The sequence below is a fragment of the Pseudomonas sp. AC169 genome (genome assembly GCF_979258515.1).
This window is the reverse complement of the sequence record NZ_OZ409866.1, coordinates 2,675,230-2,692,207: the sequence shown is the minus strand read 5'-3', so window position 1 is coordinate 2,692,207 and position 16,978 is coordinate 2,675,230. Positions and strand designations below refer to the sequence as shown.

Annotated in this window: 21 protein-coding genes; 11 read left to right on the top strand and 10 right to left on the bottom strand. The window is 59.3% G+C overall.

Features of this window, described 5'->3' with window-relative positions:
- Positions 1 to 42: 42 nt before the first annotated feature.
- Positions 43 to 363: a DUF2388 domain-containing protein gene (locus ACZZ0G_RS12320; RefSeq protein WP_007911662.1), complete on the top strand. Its 321-nt coding sequence runs from the start codon at positions 43 to 45 to the stop codon at positions 361 to 363.
- Positions 360 to 2,321: a DUF7844 domain-containing protein gene (locus tag ACZZ0G_RS12315; protein ID WP_463556306.1), complete on the top strand. Its 1,962-nt coding sequence runs from the start codon at positions 360 to 362 to the stop codon at positions 2,319 to 2,321. Before ACZZ0G_RS12320 ends, ACZZ0G_RS12315 begins: the two co-directional genes overlap by 4 nt.
- A gap of 46 nt (positions 2,322 to 2,367) precedes the next feature.
- Here ACZZ0G_RS12315 and ACZZ0G_RS12310 read toward each other — a convergent pair whose 3' ends face one another.
- The 3 genes from ACZZ0G_RS12310 to trpB form a co-directional block, all read right to left on the bottom strand.
- A complete protein-coding gene (locus ACZZ0G_RS12310; protein ID WP_463556305.1) occupies positions 2,368 to 2,823 on the bottom strand; it encodes an anti-virulence regulator CigR family protein in 456 nt (151 codons plus the stop codon).
- A gap of 122 nt (positions 2,824 to 2,945) precedes the next feature.
- Positions 2,946 to 3,758: a tryptophan synthase subunit alpha gene (trpA, locus tag ACZZ0G_RS12305; protein WP_463556304.1), complete on the bottom strand. Its 813-nt coding sequence runs from the start codon at positions 3,756 to 3,758 to the stop codon at positions 2,946 to 2,948.
- Entirely contained in the window at positions 3,758 to 4,990 is a 1,233-nt protein-coding gene (gene trpB, locus ACZZ0G_RS12300) for a tryptophan synthase subunit beta (protein WP_038365117.1), read from the bottom strand. The genes trpA and trpB overlap by 1 nt, the downstream gene beginning before the upstream one ends.
- Before the next feature lie 114 nt (positions 4,991 to 5,104).
- Between trpB and ACZZ0G_RS12295 the strand changes: the two genes are divergently transcribed.
- Positions 5,105 to 6,022 (top strand): LysR family transcriptional regulator, encoded by a 918-nt coding sequence (locus ACZZ0G_RS12295; RefSeq protein ID WP_463556303.1) that lies wholly within the window; start codon positions 5,105 to 5,107, stop codon positions 6,020 to 6,022.
- On the opposite strand, the gene ACZZ0G_RS12290 is transcribed toward ACZZ0G_RS12295, so the two are convergent.
- Positions 5,995 to 6,321 (bottom strand): ElaB/YgaM/YqjD family protein, encoded by a 327-nt coding sequence (locus tag ACZZ0G_RS12290; RefSeq protein ID WP_095190284.1) that lies wholly within the window; start codon positions 6,319 to 6,321, stop codon positions 5,995 to 5,997. The two genes, ACZZ0G_RS12295 and ACZZ0G_RS12290, sit on opposite strands and share 28 nt — an antisense overlap.
- A 157-nt stretch (positions 6,322 to 6,478) precedes the next feature.
- Between ACZZ0G_RS12290 and ACZZ0G_RS12285 the strand changes: the two genes are divergently transcribed.
- Positions 6,479 to 6,694 (top strand): dodecin, encoded by a 216-nt coding sequence (locus tag ACZZ0G_RS12285; protein WP_016985551.1) that lies wholly within the window; start codon positions 6,479 to 6,481, stop codon positions 6,692 to 6,694.
- 127 nt (positions 6,695 to 6,821) lie between these two features.
- The gene (locus tag ACZZ0G_RS12280) at positions 6,822 to 7,046 is read left to right on the top strand and encodes a DUF1161 domain-containing protein (protein ID WP_463556302.1); all 225 of its coding nucleotides are present in this window, start codon (positions 6,822 to 6,824) and stop codon (positions 7,044 to 7,046) included.
- A 248-nt stretch (positions 7,047 to 7,294) separates the two neighbouring features.
- Here ACZZ0G_RS12280 and ACZZ0G_RS12275 read toward each other — a convergent pair whose 3' ends face one another.
- Positions 7,295 to 8,296 carry an LLM class flavin-dependent oxidoreductase gene (locus ACZZ0G_RS12275; protein WP_034152274.1) on the bottom strand — a complete coding sequence of 334 codons (1,002 nt, stop codon included), beginning with the start codon at positions 8,294 to 8,296 and terminating at the stop codon, positions 7,295 to 7,297.
- 242 nt (positions 8,297 to 8,538) lie between these two features.
- On the opposite strand from ACZZ0G_RS12275, the gene ACZZ0G_RS12270 reads away from it, so the two are divergent.
- Both ACZZ0G_RS12270 and ACZZ0G_RS12265 read left to right on the top strand, forming a co-directional pair.
- Positions 8,539 to 8,970, top strand: coding sequence for an OsmC family protein (locus tag ACZZ0G_RS12270; protein ID WP_463556301.1), 432 nt, complete (start codon positions 8,539 to 8,541; stop codon positions 8,968 to 8,970).
- Positions 8,971 to 9,211: 241 nt separating this feature from the next.
- Positions 9,212 to 9,460 carry a DUF1161 domain-containing protein gene (locus ACZZ0G_RS12265; protein WP_463556300.1) on the top strand — a complete coding sequence of 83 codons (249 nt, stop codon included), beginning with the start codon at positions 9,212 to 9,214 and terminating at the stop codon, positions 9,458 to 9,460.
- 6 nt (positions 9,461 to 9,466) lie between these two features.
- Here ACZZ0G_RS12265 and ACZZ0G_RS12260 read toward each other — a convergent pair whose 3' ends face one another.
- Both ACZZ0G_RS12260 and ACZZ0G_RS12255 read right to left on the bottom strand, forming a co-directional pair.
- On the bottom strand, positions 9,467 to 9,886 hold the full coding sequence (locus ACZZ0G_RS12260; RefSeq protein ID WP_463556299.1) for a PA0061/PA0062 family lipoprotein: 420 nt from the start codon (positions 9,884 to 9,886) through the stop codon (positions 9,467 to 9,469).
- A 40-nt stretch (positions 9,887 to 9,926) separates the two neighbouring features.
- A complete protein-coding gene (locus ACZZ0G_RS12255; RefSeq protein ID WP_463556298.1) occupies positions 9,927 to 10,349 on the bottom strand; it encodes a PA0061/PA0062 family lipoprotein in 423 nt (140 codons plus the stop codon).
- A 59-nt stretch (positions 10,350 to 10,408) separates the two neighbouring features.
- Here ACZZ0G_RS12255 and ACZZ0G_RS12250 point away from each other — a divergent pair, with 59 nt between their 5' ends.
- Positions 10,409 to 11,485: an aminopeptidase gene (locus ACZZ0G_RS12250; RefSeq protein WP_463556297.1), complete on the top strand. Its 1,077-nt coding sequence runs from the start codon at positions 10,409 to 10,411 to the stop codon at positions 11,483 to 11,485.
- Positions 11,486 to 11,584: 99 nt separating this feature from the next.
- Here the strand turns inward: ACZZ0G_RS12250 and ACZZ0G_RS12245 are convergent, their stop codons facing one another.
- Positions 11,585 to 12,235 carry an HAD family hydrolase gene (locus tag ACZZ0G_RS12245; RefSeq protein ID WP_463556296.1) on the bottom strand — a complete coding sequence of 217 codons (651 nt, stop codon included), beginning with the start codon at positions 12,233 to 12,235 and terminating at the stop codon, positions 11,585 to 11,587.
- A 29-nt stretch (positions 12,236 to 12,264) separates the two neighbouring features.
- On the bottom strand, positions 12,265 to 12,810 hold the full coding sequence (locus ACZZ0G_RS12240) for a gamma carbonic anhydrase family protein (protein WP_463398178.1): 546 nt from the start codon (positions 12,808 to 12,810) through the stop codon (positions 12,265 to 12,267).
- Positions 12,811 to 12,898: 88 nt separating this feature from the next.
- Between ACZZ0G_RS12240 and prlC the strand changes: the two genes are divergently transcribed.
- Both prlC and ACZZ0G_RS12230 read left to right on the top strand, forming a co-directional pair.
- Positions 12,899 to 14,950: an oligopeptidase A gene (gene prlC, locus ACZZ0G_RS12235; protein ID WP_463556295.1), complete on the top strand. Its 2,052-nt coding sequence runs from the start codon at positions 12,899 to 12,901 to the stop codon at positions 14,948 to 14,950.
- Positions 14,947 to 15,234, top strand: a complete 288-nt coding sequence (locus tag ACZZ0G_RS12230; RefSeq protein WP_077575217.1) for a YheV family putative zinc ribbon protein — start codon at positions 14,947 to 14,949, stop codon at positions 15,232 to 15,234. Before prlC ends, ACZZ0G_RS12230 begins: the two co-directional genes overlap by 4 nt.
- A 47-nt stretch (positions 15,235 to 15,281) precedes the next feature.
- Here ACZZ0G_RS12230 and ACZZ0G_RS12225 read toward each other — a convergent pair whose 3' ends face one another.
- Positions 15,282 to 15,926: a phosphatase domain-containing protein gene (locus tag ACZZ0G_RS12225; RefSeq protein WP_463556294.1), complete on the bottom strand. Its 645-nt coding sequence runs from the start codon at positions 15,924 to 15,926 to the stop codon at positions 15,282 to 15,284.
- 303 nt (positions 15,927 to 16,229) lie between these two features.
- Here ACZZ0G_RS12225 and ACZZ0G_RS12220 point away from each other — a divergent pair, with 303 nt between their 5' ends.
- Positions 16,230 to 16,976 carry a gluconate 2-dehydrogenase subunit 3 family protein gene (locus tag ACZZ0G_RS12220; protein ID WP_463556293.1) on the top strand — a complete coding sequence of 249 codons (747 nt, stop codon included), beginning with the start codon at positions 16,230 to 16,232 and terminating at the stop codon, positions 16,974 to 16,976.
- Positions 16,977 to 16,978: the final 2 nt, after the last annotated feature.

The following is a 16,978-nucleotide window of genomic DNA, read 5'->3' as shown; positions in this document are numbered from 1 at the left end:
TATCCTGTACCCCTGTTATCCTTGCCCCTTCGGAGTCGTTCCATGCGTAGCCCGCTGATTGCTGCCGCCCTTGGCCTGTTTTTGTTGGCCGACGTGGCCCAGGCGCACACCCTGGTAGCCACCAGTAACATCATCGTTCGTGCCTCCCAGCGCACCATCGATTTCACTTCCGACACCACCACGTCGATTCGCGATTCGAAAATCATCCGCGAAGCGCACGACGACGCGGCCAGTTTCGTCGCCACTAACGGTGATATCCGGGGCGCGCACCTGGAAGCCGCGCTCAACACCTTGCGCACTCGCGTGCCGGAAGCGCGCGACGCCAGTGATCAGGTTCTAGCCGAAGCCATCCTCGCACTGTGAAGTCACTCAGCACCTGGCTGCTGGCCGGGGCGTTGTTGCTGCTTGGCAACAGCGCCCACGCCGGCCTGCAACTGCGGCTCAAGACCGACGGTCTGAGCCCCGCCCAACAACAGGCCAGCCAGGCGCTGATCGATGAGGCGATGCAAAAGCTGCCACCGAGTTTTATCGAGCGGCTGGATCGGCGCATCGATGTCGGCTGGACCGACGACATGCCCGCCAATGCCTACGGCCAAGCCACGCTGGTCGCCGAACTCGATCTGAACCGCAAACTGCTCGCCGGCCTTACCGATGGCAGCGCGGCCAAAGAAAAAACCAATCGCCCCCATGGCACTGTGCGTCAGGAACTGCTCGCCACGGTGCTGCACGAAATTACCCATATTTATGACCGCGCCCGCTTATGGCCGGATGCCGAGCGCACGCTGATTCAGCGCTGCACGCGCCGTTTCAACAGCGCCGGGCTGATCGGCATTCCCGACGAGTGTCGCGGTCAGAACAGTCGCCGCTTCACCCTCAGCGATGACCCGCGTCTGCTCGACCTCGCTGGCTGGCAGCAATACGTCGGTCGTCGTGGTGAGCGCGAACAACACAATCGGCAGATCGCCCGCAGTCCGGACCTGTACGAAATCTCCAGCCCCAAGGAGTTCGTCGCGGTCAACATGGAGTATTTCCTCCTCGACCCGAGCTACGCCTGTCGCCGTCCGGCGCTTTATCGCTATTACCAGCAACACTTCGGCTGGGCGCCGCCGGCCAAGGACGTTTGCAGCAAGACCTTCTCCTTCCTCAATGCTGGCAATGACTTCGCCAAACAGCCATTGGGGCAAGTTGATCCGGAACGGGTCTATGCCGTCGATTATCTGCTGGCCGAAGCCAATCAGAACTGGGTCAGCCGCTGGGGACACAGCATGTTGCGCCTGGTGATCTGCGCACCGGGCCGACCACGTGGGCCGGATTGCCGGCTCGATCTCGATCAGCATCTGGTGTTGTCCTACCGCGCGTTCGTTGGTGATGTGCAGTTGTCGAGCTGGGACGGACTGGTCGGCAAATACCCTTCGCGACTTTTTGTGCTTCCGCTCGCGCAGGTGATCGACGAATACACCAAAACCGAATTGCGCAGCCTCGCTTCCGTGCCGATCAACTTGTCACGCGAAGAGATCGAAGGCGTGGTCGAACACGCCGCCGAAATGCACTGGAGCTACGACGGCAACTACTTCTTCCTCTCCAACAACTGCGCTGTGGAAGGCTTGAAACTGTTACGCAGCGGCAGCAACAACAATCAGTTCGTCGGCCTGGACAGCATCATGCCCAACGGCTTGCTGGAAGTAATGAAGGGCCGGGGTCTGGCGGACACCAGCGTGCTGGATGATCCGAAAGAAGCGTTGCGTCTCGGTTATCGCTTCGACTCGTTTCGCGATCGCTATCAAGCGATGTTCGATGTGTTGAAGAAGCAGTTGCCGATCAAGCAGACCACCGTCGAGGATTGGCTTTCGCTGACCGCCGAAGAACGCCGTGGGTGGTTCGAACGCGCCGACTTGCGTACCAGCGCCGCACTGCTGCTGTTGGAGCAGGCCAGTTATCGACGTCAGTTGCTACTGGCTCAGGATGAGGTCAAGCAACGCTACTTGGGGGCCCGGGAGCTGGAAAACGGCGGCATGGACAAGGCCAACGCCACCTTGCAGGAAATCCTCGCCAACAGCGGATTCCTCAGTCGTCCGGCGGAATTGCTAGATTCCAAGGGTTACGGATTGCCGCAGCCGACCGAGTTCAGTCGACTCGAAGCAGAGAGCAGTCAGCGGCAGAAGAAGCTGCTGGCACTGTCCGGTGATCTGGACGCGGAAGTGCGCAAGTTGCTGGAGCCGAAGCGGGCCGCAGAGATCGCGGCCAGCGAGGAGAATGTGAAGCAGATCGGCGCGCATCTGCGCAAACTGCACAAGGCCTCCGGCGGACTGGAGCTACCCTGAAAAAAGAACGCAGCCATTGGCTGCGTTGTTTTTTATTGCCTGCAGATCAATACAACACGCCATCGAGAATTTCGTAGACGATCCCGGTGCCCACCGCGATCAGCACAATGTCACCACCCGCCCTGCGCCATTCGTACCCCGGATACACTGGCAAACGACCCAACGCGCGACCGTCCAGACGTTCACCGTAATACCCATGCGGCAATGGTCGACCACGCTCCAGATGAATCCCCGGAGGCGGCGGCGCACCGCGCACGAAATAGCCATGATTATCACGAATGGTCTGGCGCACCGGGCCGAAGTCGCGCGGCGGCGGGCCACCCCGGTGATCGTTCTGCGGGCCACGATGATCGTCGCGATGATCATCACCATGGTTGTCGTAATGGCCCTGCTGCGGGCCGCCGTGGTCGTGATCGTCGCGCGGATCGGCGCTGGCCAGCAGCGGTGTCGCGCTGATCATCAGCACGCCCAGTCCGGCCATCAGACGTTTCGGCATTTTCATCGGGTCTTTCCTCACGGCACAAACAGCAAAAAGGACCTCAGAACGTAGTTCTGAAGCCCTCGGTCTTGCTCATTTAGTCTGTGCTTTGAGGCGCTAATTCCTCTGTATCAGGAACTTTACCTTCAACTGACGCGGGCCTTACGCACGCCTTCAGACAGTGCCGAGCACAGGCCCAGCACGCCGTCGATGGCTTGCGCTGGTGTGGTCGCGTTGGCGATGTGATCGATCAACGCCGAGCCCACCACAACACCGTCGGCCAGACGCGCGATAGCAGCAGCTTGCTCCGGGGTTCGGATACCGAAACCGATGCTGATCGGCAGATCGGTATGACGGCGCAGACGGGTCACCGCCTCTTCAACATGTTCAAGCGTTGCAGCGCCGGCACCGGTCACACCGGCCACCGACACGTAATAAACGAAACCGGAGCTGCCATTGAGCACTTTCGGCAGACGCGCATCGTCGGTGGTCGGCGTGGTCAGTCGGATGAAGTCCAGACCCGCAGCCTGCGCCGGATCGCACAGCTCGGCGTTATGCTCAGGCGGCATGTCAACCACGATCAGACCGTCGACGCCCGCCTCTTTCGCGTCAGCGATGAAGCGCTCAACGCCATACATGTGAATCGGGTTGAAGTAGCCCATCAACACCAGCGGCGTGTCGCTGTTGCCTTCGCGGAACTCGCGAACCATCTGCAGGGTTTTCGCCAGGTTCTGTTTGGCGCCCAAGGCACGGATGTTCGCCAACTGGATCGCCGGGCCGTCGGCCATTGGATCGGTGAACGGCATGCCCAACTCGATCACGTCGGCGCCGGCACCCGGCAAACCTTTGAGGATCGCCAGCGAAGTGTCGTAGTCCGGATCACCGGCGGTGACGAAGGTCACCAGCGCGGCGCGGTTCTGCTCTTTGAGGTCGGCAAAACGGGTTTGCAGGCGGTTCATCAGTGTTTCTCCTGCTTTGACTGTTCCATATGGTGCATGACGGTCTGCATGTCTTTGTCGCCACGGCCGGAAAGGTTGACCACCATCAGGTGATCCTTCGGCAGTTTCGGTGCGCGTTTGAACACTTCAGCCAGGGCGTGGGCGCTTTCCAGGGCAGGAATGATCCCTTCCAGACGGCAGCATTTGTGGAACGCGTCGAGGGCTTCGTCGTCGGTCACCGAGGTGTACTGAACGCGACCGATGTCATGCAACCAGGCGTGTTCCGGGCCGATGCCTGGGTAATCGAGGCCGGCGGAAATCGAGTGGGCGTCGATGATCTGGCCGTCGTCGTCCTGCAGCAGGAAGGTACGGTTGCCGTGCAACACACCCGGGACGCCGCCATTGAGGCTCGCCGCGTGCTTGCCGGTTTCAATGCCGTAACCGGCGGCTTCAACACCGATGATTTCGACGCTTTTGTCGTCAAGGAACGGGTGAAACAGGCCCATCGCATTGGAACCACCACCGATGCACGCCACCAGGCTATCCGGCAGGCGACCTTCCTGAGCCTGCAACTGATCGCGGGTTTCCTTGCCGATGACGGCCTGGAAGTCGCGAACCATTGCTGGGTAAGGGTGAGGGCCGGCCACGGTGCCGATCAGGTAGAAGGTGTTGTCGACGTTGGTTACCCAGTCACGCAGGGCTTCGTTCATCGCGTCTTTCAGGGTACCGGTGCCGGCAACCACTGGAATCACTTCAGCGCCCAGCAGTTTCATGCGGAACACGTTGGCCTGCTGACGTTCGATGTCAGTGGTGCCCATGTAGATCACGCAATCCAGACCGAAACGCGCAGCAACGGTGGCGGTGGCCACGCCGTGCATGCCGGCGCCGGTCTCGGCGATGATGCGTTTCTTGCCCATGCGCCGCGCCAGCAGGATCTGGCCGATGCAGTTGTTGATCTTGTGCGCGCCGGTGTGGTTCAGCTCTTCGCGCTTCAGATAAATCTTCGCGCCGCCGCAGAACTCAGTCAGGCGTTCAGCGAAATACAGCGGGCTTGGACGTCCGACGTAGTCGCGCTGGAAGTAGGCCAATTCTTCTTTGAACGCCGGATCTTCCTTGGCCGCTTCGTATTCGCGGGCCAGGTCGAGGATCAACGGCATCAGGGTTTCCGCCACGTAGCGGCCACCGAACGAGCCAAACAGGCCGTTATCGTCCGGGCCGTTGCGCAGATCAGAGGTGTTCGAAGTCTGGGTCATGAGTCGCTCCAGGTGAATTCGGGTGATAAGACAATGACGACCACTCTACCCCTGACCTACTACGCTGAAAACCGATAAGATCGCCACAACCTGTCAGGAAAACTCACAGATACCATGAGCCACGACCTTCCCCCGTTGAACGCCTTGCGTGCGTTCGAAGCGACCGCCCGGCTGAATAGCGTCAGTCAGGCTGCCGAGCAACTGCACGTTACCCATGGTGCAGTCAGTCGGCAGCTCAAGGTGCTGGAAGAGCATTTGGGTGTCAGTCTTTTCGTCAAGGACGGACGCGGCTTGAAACTCACAGATGCCGGTGTACGCTTGCGCGATGCCAGCGGTGAGGCGTTTGACCGGTTGCGCAGTGTTTGTGCCGAATTAACCCAGAACACCGCCGATGCTCCGTTCGTACTGGGTTGCTCGGGAAGCCTGCTGGCTCGTTGGTTTATTCCACGCTTGGGGCGGTTGAATGCCGATCTTCCGGACTTGCGTTTGCACCTCTCAGCCGGTGAAGGCGATCTCGATCCACGCCGTCCGGGGCTGGACGCTTTGCTGTTGTTCGCCGAGCCACCATGGCCTGCGGACATGCAGGTCTACGAGTTGGCCGCAGAACGCATCGGCCCGGTGATGAGTCCGTTGTTCCGCGGCTATCAACGCCTGAAAACGGCGCCAGCCTCAGCATTGCTCGACGAACCGTTGCTGCACACCACCTCGCGCCCACAAGCCTGGCCGAGCTGGGCGCAGCAGAACGCCCTCGACGCCAAGGCGTTGAGGTCGGGACAAGGTTTCGAGCATTTGTATTATTTGCTGGAAGCAGCAGTGGCGGGTCTCGGAGTGGCCATCGCGCCGGAGCCGCTGGTGACGGAAGATTTGAAGGCCGGTCGCCTGGTTGCGCCATGGGGCTTCTGTGAAACCCCGGCGCAACTGGCGTTGTGGCTACCCAAGCGCGCCGCAGACGGGCGCGCTCGGCAACTGGCGCAATGGCTCAAGAACGAGCTGCGCCAGACGGATCACTCGCCGCGCTTGAACAACAGATAAGCCGCGAGCAAACCGAGGGCACCGACTGCGACACCGGCAGTCGTCCACGGATGTTCCTGCGCGTAATCACGGGTGGCGATCCCGGTTTCGCGGGTTTTCACTTTGACTTCTTCGTAGGCATCACTAAGCAGGTGGCGCGAATGTTTCAGCGCACTTTCGGCATTGCTTTTCAGCGCCTTGAGGGTCTTGCGCGACTCGTCCGAAGCGTCGTCCTTCAAGCTTTCCAACGATTTGAGCAGACTCTCGATCTCGGCTTCCATGCTTTGCAACGAGGCTTTACGTAAAGAGGTGTTGGCCATGGTGGCTCTCCTGCATTGGTGATGAGTGGCGTGTGTTGGTTGGGACTTCAGCGGTTTGAGAAAGTGCAGAAAATCTGAACTTCGCTTGCGCGCAGCCACCGAAATCAACAGTGCAGATTCACTGCTAGTCTCAATTCCACACGCCAAGGAGATCGTTATGAGTGACCATCACACGTACAAGAAAGTCGAGCTGGTCGGTTCGTCCACCAGCAGCATCGAAGACGCCATCAACAACGCCATTGCTGAAGCCAACAAGACCATTCGCAACCTGGAATGGTTTGAAGTCACCGAGACCCGTGGCCATATCAAGGACGGCAAGGCAGCGCACTTTCAGGTGACATTGAAAGTGGGCTTCAAGATTGCCAGCAGCTGAGTTTGGTCTAGTCTTCTGAACTTGCGCGCTGGCCGAGTGCCATAGGAATGGCAAAGCGCTACAGGGTGGCTGCATCGGGTCAACGCTCGATGCCCGCCTCTTTTAATCCGACCAGGGAGTGCGACCGATGAAGAAGTTCATGTTGGCAGTAGGTTTGTTGAGCCTTGCGGGTGGTGCGTTTGCTGCCGGTAAGTCTTGTGAAGAGCTGAAAAGCGAGATTGCGGCGAAAATTGATGCCAAAGGTGCGTCCAATTATTCGCTGGAAGTAGTCGATAAGGGCGCAGCGGCTGACGGTAAAGTGGTTGGCACCTGCGAAGGTGGCACCAAGGAAATCGTCTACAAGCGCGGTTGATTGCGCCTGAAATACAAAGCCGACGTGAATGCGTCGGCTTTTTTGTGTCCGGGGTTTGAGATTTTTGGTGAGTTTGAAATCTAACCCCCTCACCCCAGCCCTCTCCCCCAGGGGTAGAGGGGAAAGGGAGCAGATCGGGAGCCGTTCAGATCCTGAGTTCGACTCGATTTTTCAGGTCGATGTATTTCGAACATACAACTCGGTCAGTCCCCTCTCCCTCCGGGAGAGGGCTAGGGTGAGGGTGCCTTTCAGCCCTTCATCACCTGCGCCAACAACTCGTACGAATGCACCCGATCAGCATGCTCATAAAGATCACTGGTAAAAATCAGCTCATCGGCCTGCGTCTGTTCGACCAACACCTCAAGCTTCGCGCGGATCTTCTGCGGGCTGCCAACCATCGCCAGCCCAAGGAAATCCCCCACCGCCTCACGCTCGTGCGGCAACCACAGGCCGTCCATGGTTTTCACCGGCGGACGCTGCACCAAACTTTGCCCACGCATCAACGCAAGAATGCGCTGATACACCGACGTCGCCAGGTAATCGGCTTGTTCATCGGTATCCGCCGCCACCAATGGCACACCGAGCATCACGTACGGTTTGTCGAGCACCGCCGAAGGCTTGAAGTGATTGCGATAAACGCGGATCGCCTCGTGCATGAAACGCGGGGCGAAATGCGAGGCGAAGGCGTAAGGCAAGCCGCGTTCACCGGCCAGTTGCGCGCTGAACAGACTGGAACCGAGCAGCCAGATCGGCACGTTGGTGCCGGTGCCCGGCATCGCGATCACGCGCTGATCCGGGGTACGCGGGCCGAGGTAGCGCACCAGTTCGGCGACGTCTTCGGGGAAATCATCGGCGCTACCGGAGCGTTCACGGCGCAGCGCCCGAGCGGTCATCTGATCGGAACCCGGCGCACGGCCCAGGCCTAGGTCGATCCGGCCCGGATACAGACTTTCGAGGGTGCCGAACTGCTCGGCGATCACCAGCGGCGCATGATTGGGCAGCATCACACCGCCGGAGCCGACACGAATGGTCGACGTACCGCCTGCCAGATAACCGAGTAATACAGACGTCGCGGAACTGGCAATGCCATCCATGTTGTGGTGTTCCGCTACCCAGAACCGCGTATAGCCGAATTTCTCGACATGCTGCGCCAGGTCCAACGAGTTGCGCAGCGATTGCGCCGGGCTGCCGTTCTCGCGCACCGGCACAAGATCGAGGGTGGAAAATTTTACGTCGGACAGTTGTTTCATAAACCTGCGTCTCCGAGTGAGGAGGCAGGCTTTTCTTGCAAACGAAAACCTGCCAAATCCATAAACGTGTTTTGTGCAATGAGGGCATATACCCGAGTTTCAATAGCAGCGATGAAATTTCCTACTAAAAAAGTCAACGATTCAGCCGGGCTGAACTTTGTTCCGGCGTCTATCCTCAGAAGCCTTGCAAGTAAAAACCACGACGACGCGGCGTTTCCGCGTCAGATCTTGAGGAGGCAGACATGGCTATCGTGAAGAAAGCATCCGCACATTGGGCAGGCGATCTGAAAACCGGCATCGGCTCGATCTCCACTGAAACCGGTGTCCTCAGAGAAGCACCGTACGGCTTCAAGGCCCGCTTCGAGGGCGGCAAGGGCACCAACCCGGAAGAGCTGATCGGCGCGGCGCATGCCGGTTGTTTTTCCATGGCGTTTTCGATGATTTTGGGCGATGCGGGCCTGAAGGCCGACAGTATTGATACTCAGGCGGAAGTGACCCTCGATCAGGTCGATGGCGGCTTCGCGATCACAGCGGTGAAGCTGATCCTGAAGGCGAAAATCCCGGGGGCGACTCAGGCGCAGTTCGAAGAGCTGAGCAACAAGGCCAAGGAAGGGTGCCCTGTGTCGAAAGTGCTGAATGCGAAGATTACCCTTGAAGCTGCGCTGGTCAGCTGATTCAGCACTGGCCGCTCTGACGCCTTCGCGAGCAGGCTCGCTCCCACATTGGAACTGTGTGCCACACAAATCCCTGTGGGAGCGAGCCTGCTCGCGAAGGCGATTTCAAAATCAACACAAGGTTTGCAACCGTAAACACAAGTTGTGAGCGAAGTCAGAACCCTCGCCGTCAAAATGTGGTCGAATAAATGACAGCAGCTTCAGCGCACGCCCGTGCGCGCTGCCTCAGGGAGCTTCACTAATGAAACGTATTGGCTTGGCGATTCTCTGCAGTGCACTGGCCACTTCGGTAATTGCGGCACCCAACGCCCCTAAAGATTGCGAAGAATTGAAGAACGAGATTGAGGTCAAGATCCAAGCCAACGCCGTGCCCTCTTACACACTGGAAATCGTCAGCAAGGAAGAGGCCGCAAAACATGACATCGCCATGGTGGTCGGTTCATGTGAGAACGGCACCAAAGCAATCATCTATCAAAAGAACGACAGCTAAGTCGCCTCAAATAATGCAGTCGTAGTCGTAATCCTCGGCGACGATTTCACGCTTGGCGTTGTACAGCCGGGCACTCGGGGTAAACGCCAGCGAGCGTCCCTCCAGCGTGTAACGCTGACCGGCCTCGAAATGGTCGTAGCGGATGTACAGGTAACACAACCGCTCTACCGGGCCATTCATCAAGCTGCCGCCACCGCCAAACACTTCGAAATCGAAGCGCACGCGCAATTCGTGACTGCCGGGAGTGACCTGAAAGTAGCGCCCGTCATTCAGTCGTTGTTTGTCGAGGCGCTCGGCCATCAGGACTTTGCCGCCCGGTGTCGGCGTCGAAAAATCGACCCAGGCCATGTGCGGATCGACCGGAGGAAGTGGCGTCTGGCATCCGGCCACAAGACTGGCAACGAGCAACAACAGCAAATGGCGCATGATGAATGTCCACAGATTTGAACACTCAGCATAGCGCCGTTCAGGTGCGCTGGCAGCCTGCCGGCGTGCCCTGGCCTACCACTTTGCGCTGCTCGTCATAGAGCTTCGCCCATGGCCGAAAACCAATGCTGCCAGCCTGCAACTGATAACGCTGGCCGGCATTGAAGTCCTTGAACTTCACGCTCAACTGGCAATCGCGCCACAGCGGCTCTGCATCGGGACCGATGTTGGTCGCCGCCACCGGAAACTGATAGCGCACCTTCAATTCATGGCTGCCGGGCTGCACTTCGAAGTAGCGTTTGTCGTCGGTCACGCTGCTGTCGACCTTCAGCGCTTGCAAGGTTGTGTCCTGTTGCCGGGCATCGAGGTCGATCCAGGCTTGCGAGGGATCAGGGTCGGGCATTCCGAAATTGGCACAACCGGCCAACGTCAGCAGGCCTCCTGACAGCATCAACATGCGCATAGCGGTGCTCCTTAAGGCGGGATAGTCTTGCGGGCAGACTCTCCGGGGGATTTCTTATTTTGATCAGGCCGTTTCCAAGCCTTGGGTTACTTGATCGCGTTTTTCGGGTTTTGTTTCCGGGTGTGTTGTTTTTGTTGCTCAACGGTTGCGCCAGCGTCAGCTATTACGCTCAGTTGGCCAGCGGTCAGTTGCAATTGCTGCGGGCGCGCGAGCCTGTGGAACAGGTGATCAACGACCCGAGACGTGACGCGACACTGCGCGCACATCTGGCGCAATCACAAAAGGCCCGCGCCTTCGCCAGCGAGCATCTGCACCTGCCGGATAACCAGAGCTATCGTCTTTACGCCGATATCCATCGCCCGTATGTGGTGTGGAATGTGTTCGCCACTCAGGAGTTCTCCCTGACGCCGCAGAACCATTGCTTCCCGATTGCCGGGTGTGTGGCCTATCGCGGCTACTACAGCCAGAGCGCGGCTCGTGGCGAGGCGGCAATTCAGCGCTTGCAGGGCATGGACGTTTCGATTGGCGGCGTTGAGGCCTATTCAACGCTGGGCTGGTTCAACGACCCGATCCTTAATTCGATGATGGGCTGGGGTGATGAGCGCCTGGCCACGCTGATCTTCCATGAACTGGCGCATCAGCGTTTCTATGTAAAGGATGACACCGAGTTCAACGAGTCTTTTGCCACGTTTGTCGAGCAGGAGGGTACGCGGCAGTGGCGGGCGTTTCGGCGGTTACCGGCGGATACAGATTCACGGTTGAAGCAGCGCGATCAGTTTATTGAGTTGGTGCTCGATACCCGCTCACGGCTGGAAAAGCTTTACGCGCAGTCAATGCCGGTTGAGCAAATGCGCGAACGCAAAGCGGCCGAGTTCGAGCAGTTTCGCCGGGATTATCGGGTGAAGAGGGACAGTCAGTGGGCTGGGGACAAGCGTTATGACGCCTGGGTAAATGCACCGCTGAACAATGCGCGGTTGTTGCCGTTTGGGCTGTATGACCAATGGGTGCCGGCGTTTGCGGCGTTGTTCAAAAAGGTCGGGGGGGATTGGGTGAGGTTTTATGCAGAGGTGGAGAAGTTGGGGGAGCTGCCGGTGGCTGAGCGTAAGTCGACGCTCAGAGCGTTGGCAGAATCCTGATTTCGCATTGGCTGTGCGGGCCCCTTCGCGAGCAAGCTCGCTCCCACAGGGGGAATGCATTCCAATGTGGGAGCGAGCTTGCTCGCGAAAGCAATCTGATCAGCGCCGCAGAAACGCCTGATGCAACGCGTCCAGTGTCTCGAAGTGATAAGCCGGCGCTTCGGCATTCAACTCTTCAAAACTGCCAAACCCATAACCAACTGCCGCCGCATCCAGCCCGTTGCTGCGCGCGCCGATCAGGTCATGCTTGCGATCGCCGATCATCAGCGTATTCGCCGGATCCAGCCCTTCTTCCTTGATCAGATGCGCAATCAGCTCAACCTTGTTGGTCCGCGTGCCGTCCAGTTCGCTGCCATAAATCACCTTGAAATGCCGGGCGAAATCAAAATGCCGGGCAATCTCGCGGGCAAATTCCCATGGCTTCGAGGTGGCGATATACAGCTGCCGTCCCTGCCCGCTCAGGGTTTCCAATAACGGCGTAACGCCGTCAAACACGCGGTTCTCATACAGGCCAGTGACCTTGAAGCGCTCACGGTAGAAATTCACCGCCTGCCAAGCCTTGGCCTCATCAAAGTCATAGAACTGCATAAACGCCTGCAACAGCGGCGGGCCGATGAAGTGTTCGAGCTTGGTCAGGTCCGGCTCATCAATGCCGAGCTTGGCCAAGGCAAACTGGATGGAGCGGGTGATGCCCTCACGCGGGTCAGTCAGGGTGCCATCGAGGTCGAACAGTACGGTTTGGTAATGCATGGGTATTCCTGAGCAGTCGCAAATTCGATTCAGAGTGTGTCGTAGCCTTCGGCCAGGTGCAGGTCCTTGAGCTTCACGTAGTTGGCGGCGCTGTAGGTGAAGAAGGCTTTTTCCTTGTCGGTCAGCGGACGAATCTGTTTCACCGGACTGCCGACATACAGGAAGCCACTTTCAAGGCGCTTGCCCGGTGGCACCAGGCTGCCGGCGCCAATGATCACATCGTCCTCGACCACCGCACCGTCCATGACGATGCTGCCCATGCCGATCAACACGCGGCTGCCGACGCTGCAGCCGTGCAGCATGACTTTGTGGGCGATGGTCACGTCGTCGCCGATCAGCAGCGGGAAGCCGTCGGGGTTGAACGGGCCGGCGTGGGTGATGTGCAACACGCAGCCGTCCTGCACGCTGGTGCGCGCACCGATGCGGATGCGGTGCATGTCGCCACGGATCACGGTCAGCGGCCAGACCGAGCTGTCTTCACCGATTTCGACGTCGCCGATTACCACTGCCGAGGCGTCGACAAACGCGCCTTTGCTCAAGCGCGGGGTGTGATTCTGGTACTTGCGAACGGACACGATAATTTCTCTCTCTGTCGCCGATAGCTGCGGTGAATGCCGATTGTAATTAAGATGGGGCAATGTTTCCCCAGCCAAGGTGCCAACCGTGAGCGTGAACAACCCTCTGCTGCAGTCCTACGACCTGCCACCGTTCTCCACGATCCGTGCCGAACACGTCCTGCCCGCCATCGAAACGATCCTGGCCGACAACCGCGCCGCCATCGCCGAAATTCTCAAGACCCAAGTCCAGAACCCGACCTGGGCCGGCCTGGTCTTGGCGATGGACGAACTCAATGACCGCCTCGGCGCTGCCTGGAGCCCGGTCAGCCACCTCAACGCCGTATGCAACAGCGCCGAACTTCGCGAAGCCTACGAGTCGTGCCTGCCAGCCTTGAGCGCCTACTCCACCGAGATGGGCCAGAACCGCGAGCTGTTCCAGGCTTATGAAGCACTGGCCAACAGCCCGGAAGCCGCCGGTTTCGACGTGGCGCAAAAGACTATTTTGGAACACGCCCTGCGTGACTTCCGTCTGTCGGGTATCGACCTGCCGGAAGCCGAGCAGAAACGCTACGCCGAAGTGCAAAGCAAACTGTCCGAGCTGGGCAGCCGCTTCTCCAATCAACTGCTCGACGCCACGCAGGCGTGGACCAAGCACATCACCGACGAAGCCGCCCTCGCCGGCCTGACCGATTCGGCCAAAGCGCAAATGGCCGCCGCCGCACAGGCCAAAGGCCTCGATGGCTGGCTGATCACCCTGGAATTCCCGAGCTACTACGCGGTGATGACCTACGCGCAAGACCGTGCGTTGCGTGAAGAAGTCTACGCCGCCTACTGCACCCGCGCCTCGGATCAAGGCCCGAACGCCGGTCAGAACGACAACGGCCCGGTGATGGAAGAGATCCTCGACCTGCGTCAGGAACTGGCCAAGTTGCTGGGTTTTGCCAGCTTCTCCGAGCTGAGCCTGGCGACGAAAATGGCTGAATCCAGCGATCAGGTGCTGAGCTTCCTGCGCGATCTGGCCAAGCGCAGCAAGCCATTCGCTGCACAGGATCTGCAACAGCTGCGCGCCTACGCCGCGGAACAGGGCTGCGCCGATCTGCAAAGCTGGGACAGCGGTTTCTATGGCGAAAAGCTGCGCGAACAACGCTACAGCGTCGCTCAGGAAACCCTGCGCGCCTACTTCCCGATCGACAAGGTGCTTGGCGGCCTGTTCGCCATCGTTCAGCGTCTGTACGGCATCGAAATCGCCGAACAGAAAGGCTTCGACACCTGGCACCCGGACGTGCGCCTGTTCGAAATCAAGGAAAACGGCCAGCACGTCGGCCGCTTCTTCTTCGACCTCTACGCCCGCGCCAACAAGCGTGGCGGTGCGTGGATGGACGGCGCCCGCGACCGTCGTCGCACGATTGACGGCGTACTGCAAAGCCCGGTGGCCAATCTGGTGTGTAACTTCACCCCGGCCGACAGCGGCAAACCTGCGCTGCTGACCCATGATGAAGTGACCACGCTGTTCCACGAATTCGGTCATGGCCTGCATCACCTGCTGACCCGCGTTGATCATGCCGGCGTTTCGGGGATCAACGGCGTGGCCTGGGACGCGGTCGAGCTGCCGAGCCAGTTCATGGAAAACTGGTGCTGGGAACCGGAAGGCCTCGCGCTGATCTCCGGTCACTACGAAAGCGGCGAGCCACTGCCGCAGGACCTGCTGGAGAAAATGCTCGCGGCGAAAAACTTCCAGTCCGGCCTGATGATGGTCCGTCAGCTCGAATTCTCGCTGTTCGACTTCGAACTGCACGCGACCCACGGTGATGGCCGCAGTCCACTGCAAGTCCTCGAAGGCGTGCGTGACGAGGTGTCGGTGATGCGTCCGCCGGCCTACAACCGCTTCCCGAACAGTTTCGCGCACATTTTCGCCGGCGGTTACGCGGCGGGTTACTACAGCTACAAGTGGGCTGAAGTGCTCTCGGCCGATGCCTTCTCGAAGTTTGAAGAGGACGGCGTGCTCAACGCTGAAACCGGTCGCGCCTTCCGTGAAGCTATTCTCGCGCGCGGCGGTTCGCAGGCACCGATGGTGCTGTTCGTCGACTTCCGTGGCCGTGAGCCATCGATTGACGCACTGTTGCGCCACAGCGGCCTGAGTGAGGACGCAGCAGCATGAGTGAGGGGCCTGTGATTACCAAGAAGCGCTTTATCGCCGGGGCGGTTTGCCCGGCGTGCAGCGAACCGGACAAATTGATGATGTGGAACGAGGACAGCGTGCCGCACCGTGAATGCGTGGCTTGCGGTTACTCGGATACGCTCAACGAGCAAGGGCTGTCGGTGCCGAAAGAATTGGGCACGCGGGTCAACACCAGCGCGCTGAACAAACCTGCGCCGGACAAGACCGTGCAGGCGGTGCAGTTCTTCCCGAATCCGAAGCTGAAGAAAAAGTCCGAAGACTGAGTCGCTGCTGAAAACCTTCCACGACGCAATGTCGTGGAAGGTCGCGACTACTTCAGATTGACCGACTGAAACCAGCTTTTCATCGAGCAGGTAGCGAACGCGCTGGTGCTGCAATCACCATTGGCCAGCGCCGTGCGCAGCTTGTCGACATCGGCCTGCATCACGTAGCGCACGCTGTCGCGAAAGTGCCCACTCTCACCAAATCCGCCCTGGGTCATCTCGCTCAAGGCATCTTCCTTGCTCCAGCCCTGCACCACCACCCGATACATCGCGGCCATCAGGCCCGTGCGGTCGGAGCCGTGTTTGCAATGCATCAGCACTGGACCGTTGGCTTCGGCAGACTGAATAGCCCGCAGGGTCTTGAGCACATCGGCGTCGTCAACGTGGTTGGTGCGATACGGCAGTTGCACTTGATTGATACCCGGCTCAGCTAGCCAGTCGCTGTCCGCTTCCGGCAGAAAGTTGATCACCGTGGCGACTTTCAGATTTTTCAGCAACGGCACCGCGCCGCCATCGGGCAAGGCGCTGCGATAGAGCGTCGGTGACATCTGGAACAGGTTGTATTGCACTTCGACCGGTTGCGCCCAATCAGCGGGCCGGGCCGTCGCTGCCGTCGCAGCCTGGGCCGGCAGCCAGTAAAACAGCGCTAAGAACGATACACACAAAGCAGGGAAAAAACGCACTCGGAACATGCTGGGGTAACCGTGTCGGGATTCATCGATGAGGGAAACGCAGCTTCGGCGTTACACGGTCAAAGCCCTGTGAGGCGCCTGTCAAAGAAACGTGAATCCGCACGCTTTCGACCATTGCAGTTAGAAAAACCGGTCTTTTTTCCGCTGAATCGGTTCATCCGGAAGCTTAGCCTGCTACCATTTGTCACATCATGTTGCAGACGCGTCCCCTTTTTCTGGGTCAGACCGCTGTCGTTGCGACGAAAAATCCTCAAGCCGCTCGCAGAAGCGGCTGCCCCCTAATGCCTGATGAGGTGCACCCCCATGTCTGATGAAAATCGAGACAACCCGCGGCGTGAGTTTTTGCGCAAATCCCTGACCTTGATTCCAGTGGTCACCCTGGCCGGCAGCGGTCTGGGTAGCAGCGTCCTGCAAGCAGCGCCTGAAGCGACACCGGCTGCGCCCGCGCCGCAATCACTTCGCGCGGATGCCGGCGTGTATCAGCCGAGCTATTTCACTGCCGAAGAATGGGCATTCATCAATGCTGCCGTTGCGCAACTGATCCCCAGCGATGCTCAAGGCCCGGGCGCGCTCGAAGCCGGTGTGCCGGAATACATCGACCGCCAGATGAACACGCCCTACGCGGCCGGTGCCCTGTGGTACATGCAAGGCCCGTTCAATGCCGACGCCGCGCCGGAGATGGGCTGGCAGAGCAAACTGGTGCCCAAAGAAATCTATCGCCTCGGCATCGCCGCCACGGATCAGTGGGCAAAATCCCTCAACGGTAAAGTATTTGCTGAGCAAGACAGCGCTACCCGAGACGATTTGCTCAAGCAACTCGAAGCCGGCAAACCGCAGTTCGACGCGGTTCCAGCGAAGATTTTCTTCAATCTGCTGCTGCAAAACACCAAGGAAGGGTTCTTCTGCGACCCGATCCACGGCGGCAACAAAGGCATGGTCGGCTGGACCATGATCGGCTTCCCCGGCGCCCGCGCCGATTTCATGGATTGGGTGGAACGCAACGAGCAATACCCCTTCCCGGCAGTTTCGATTCGCGGCGAGAGGGCGTAAGC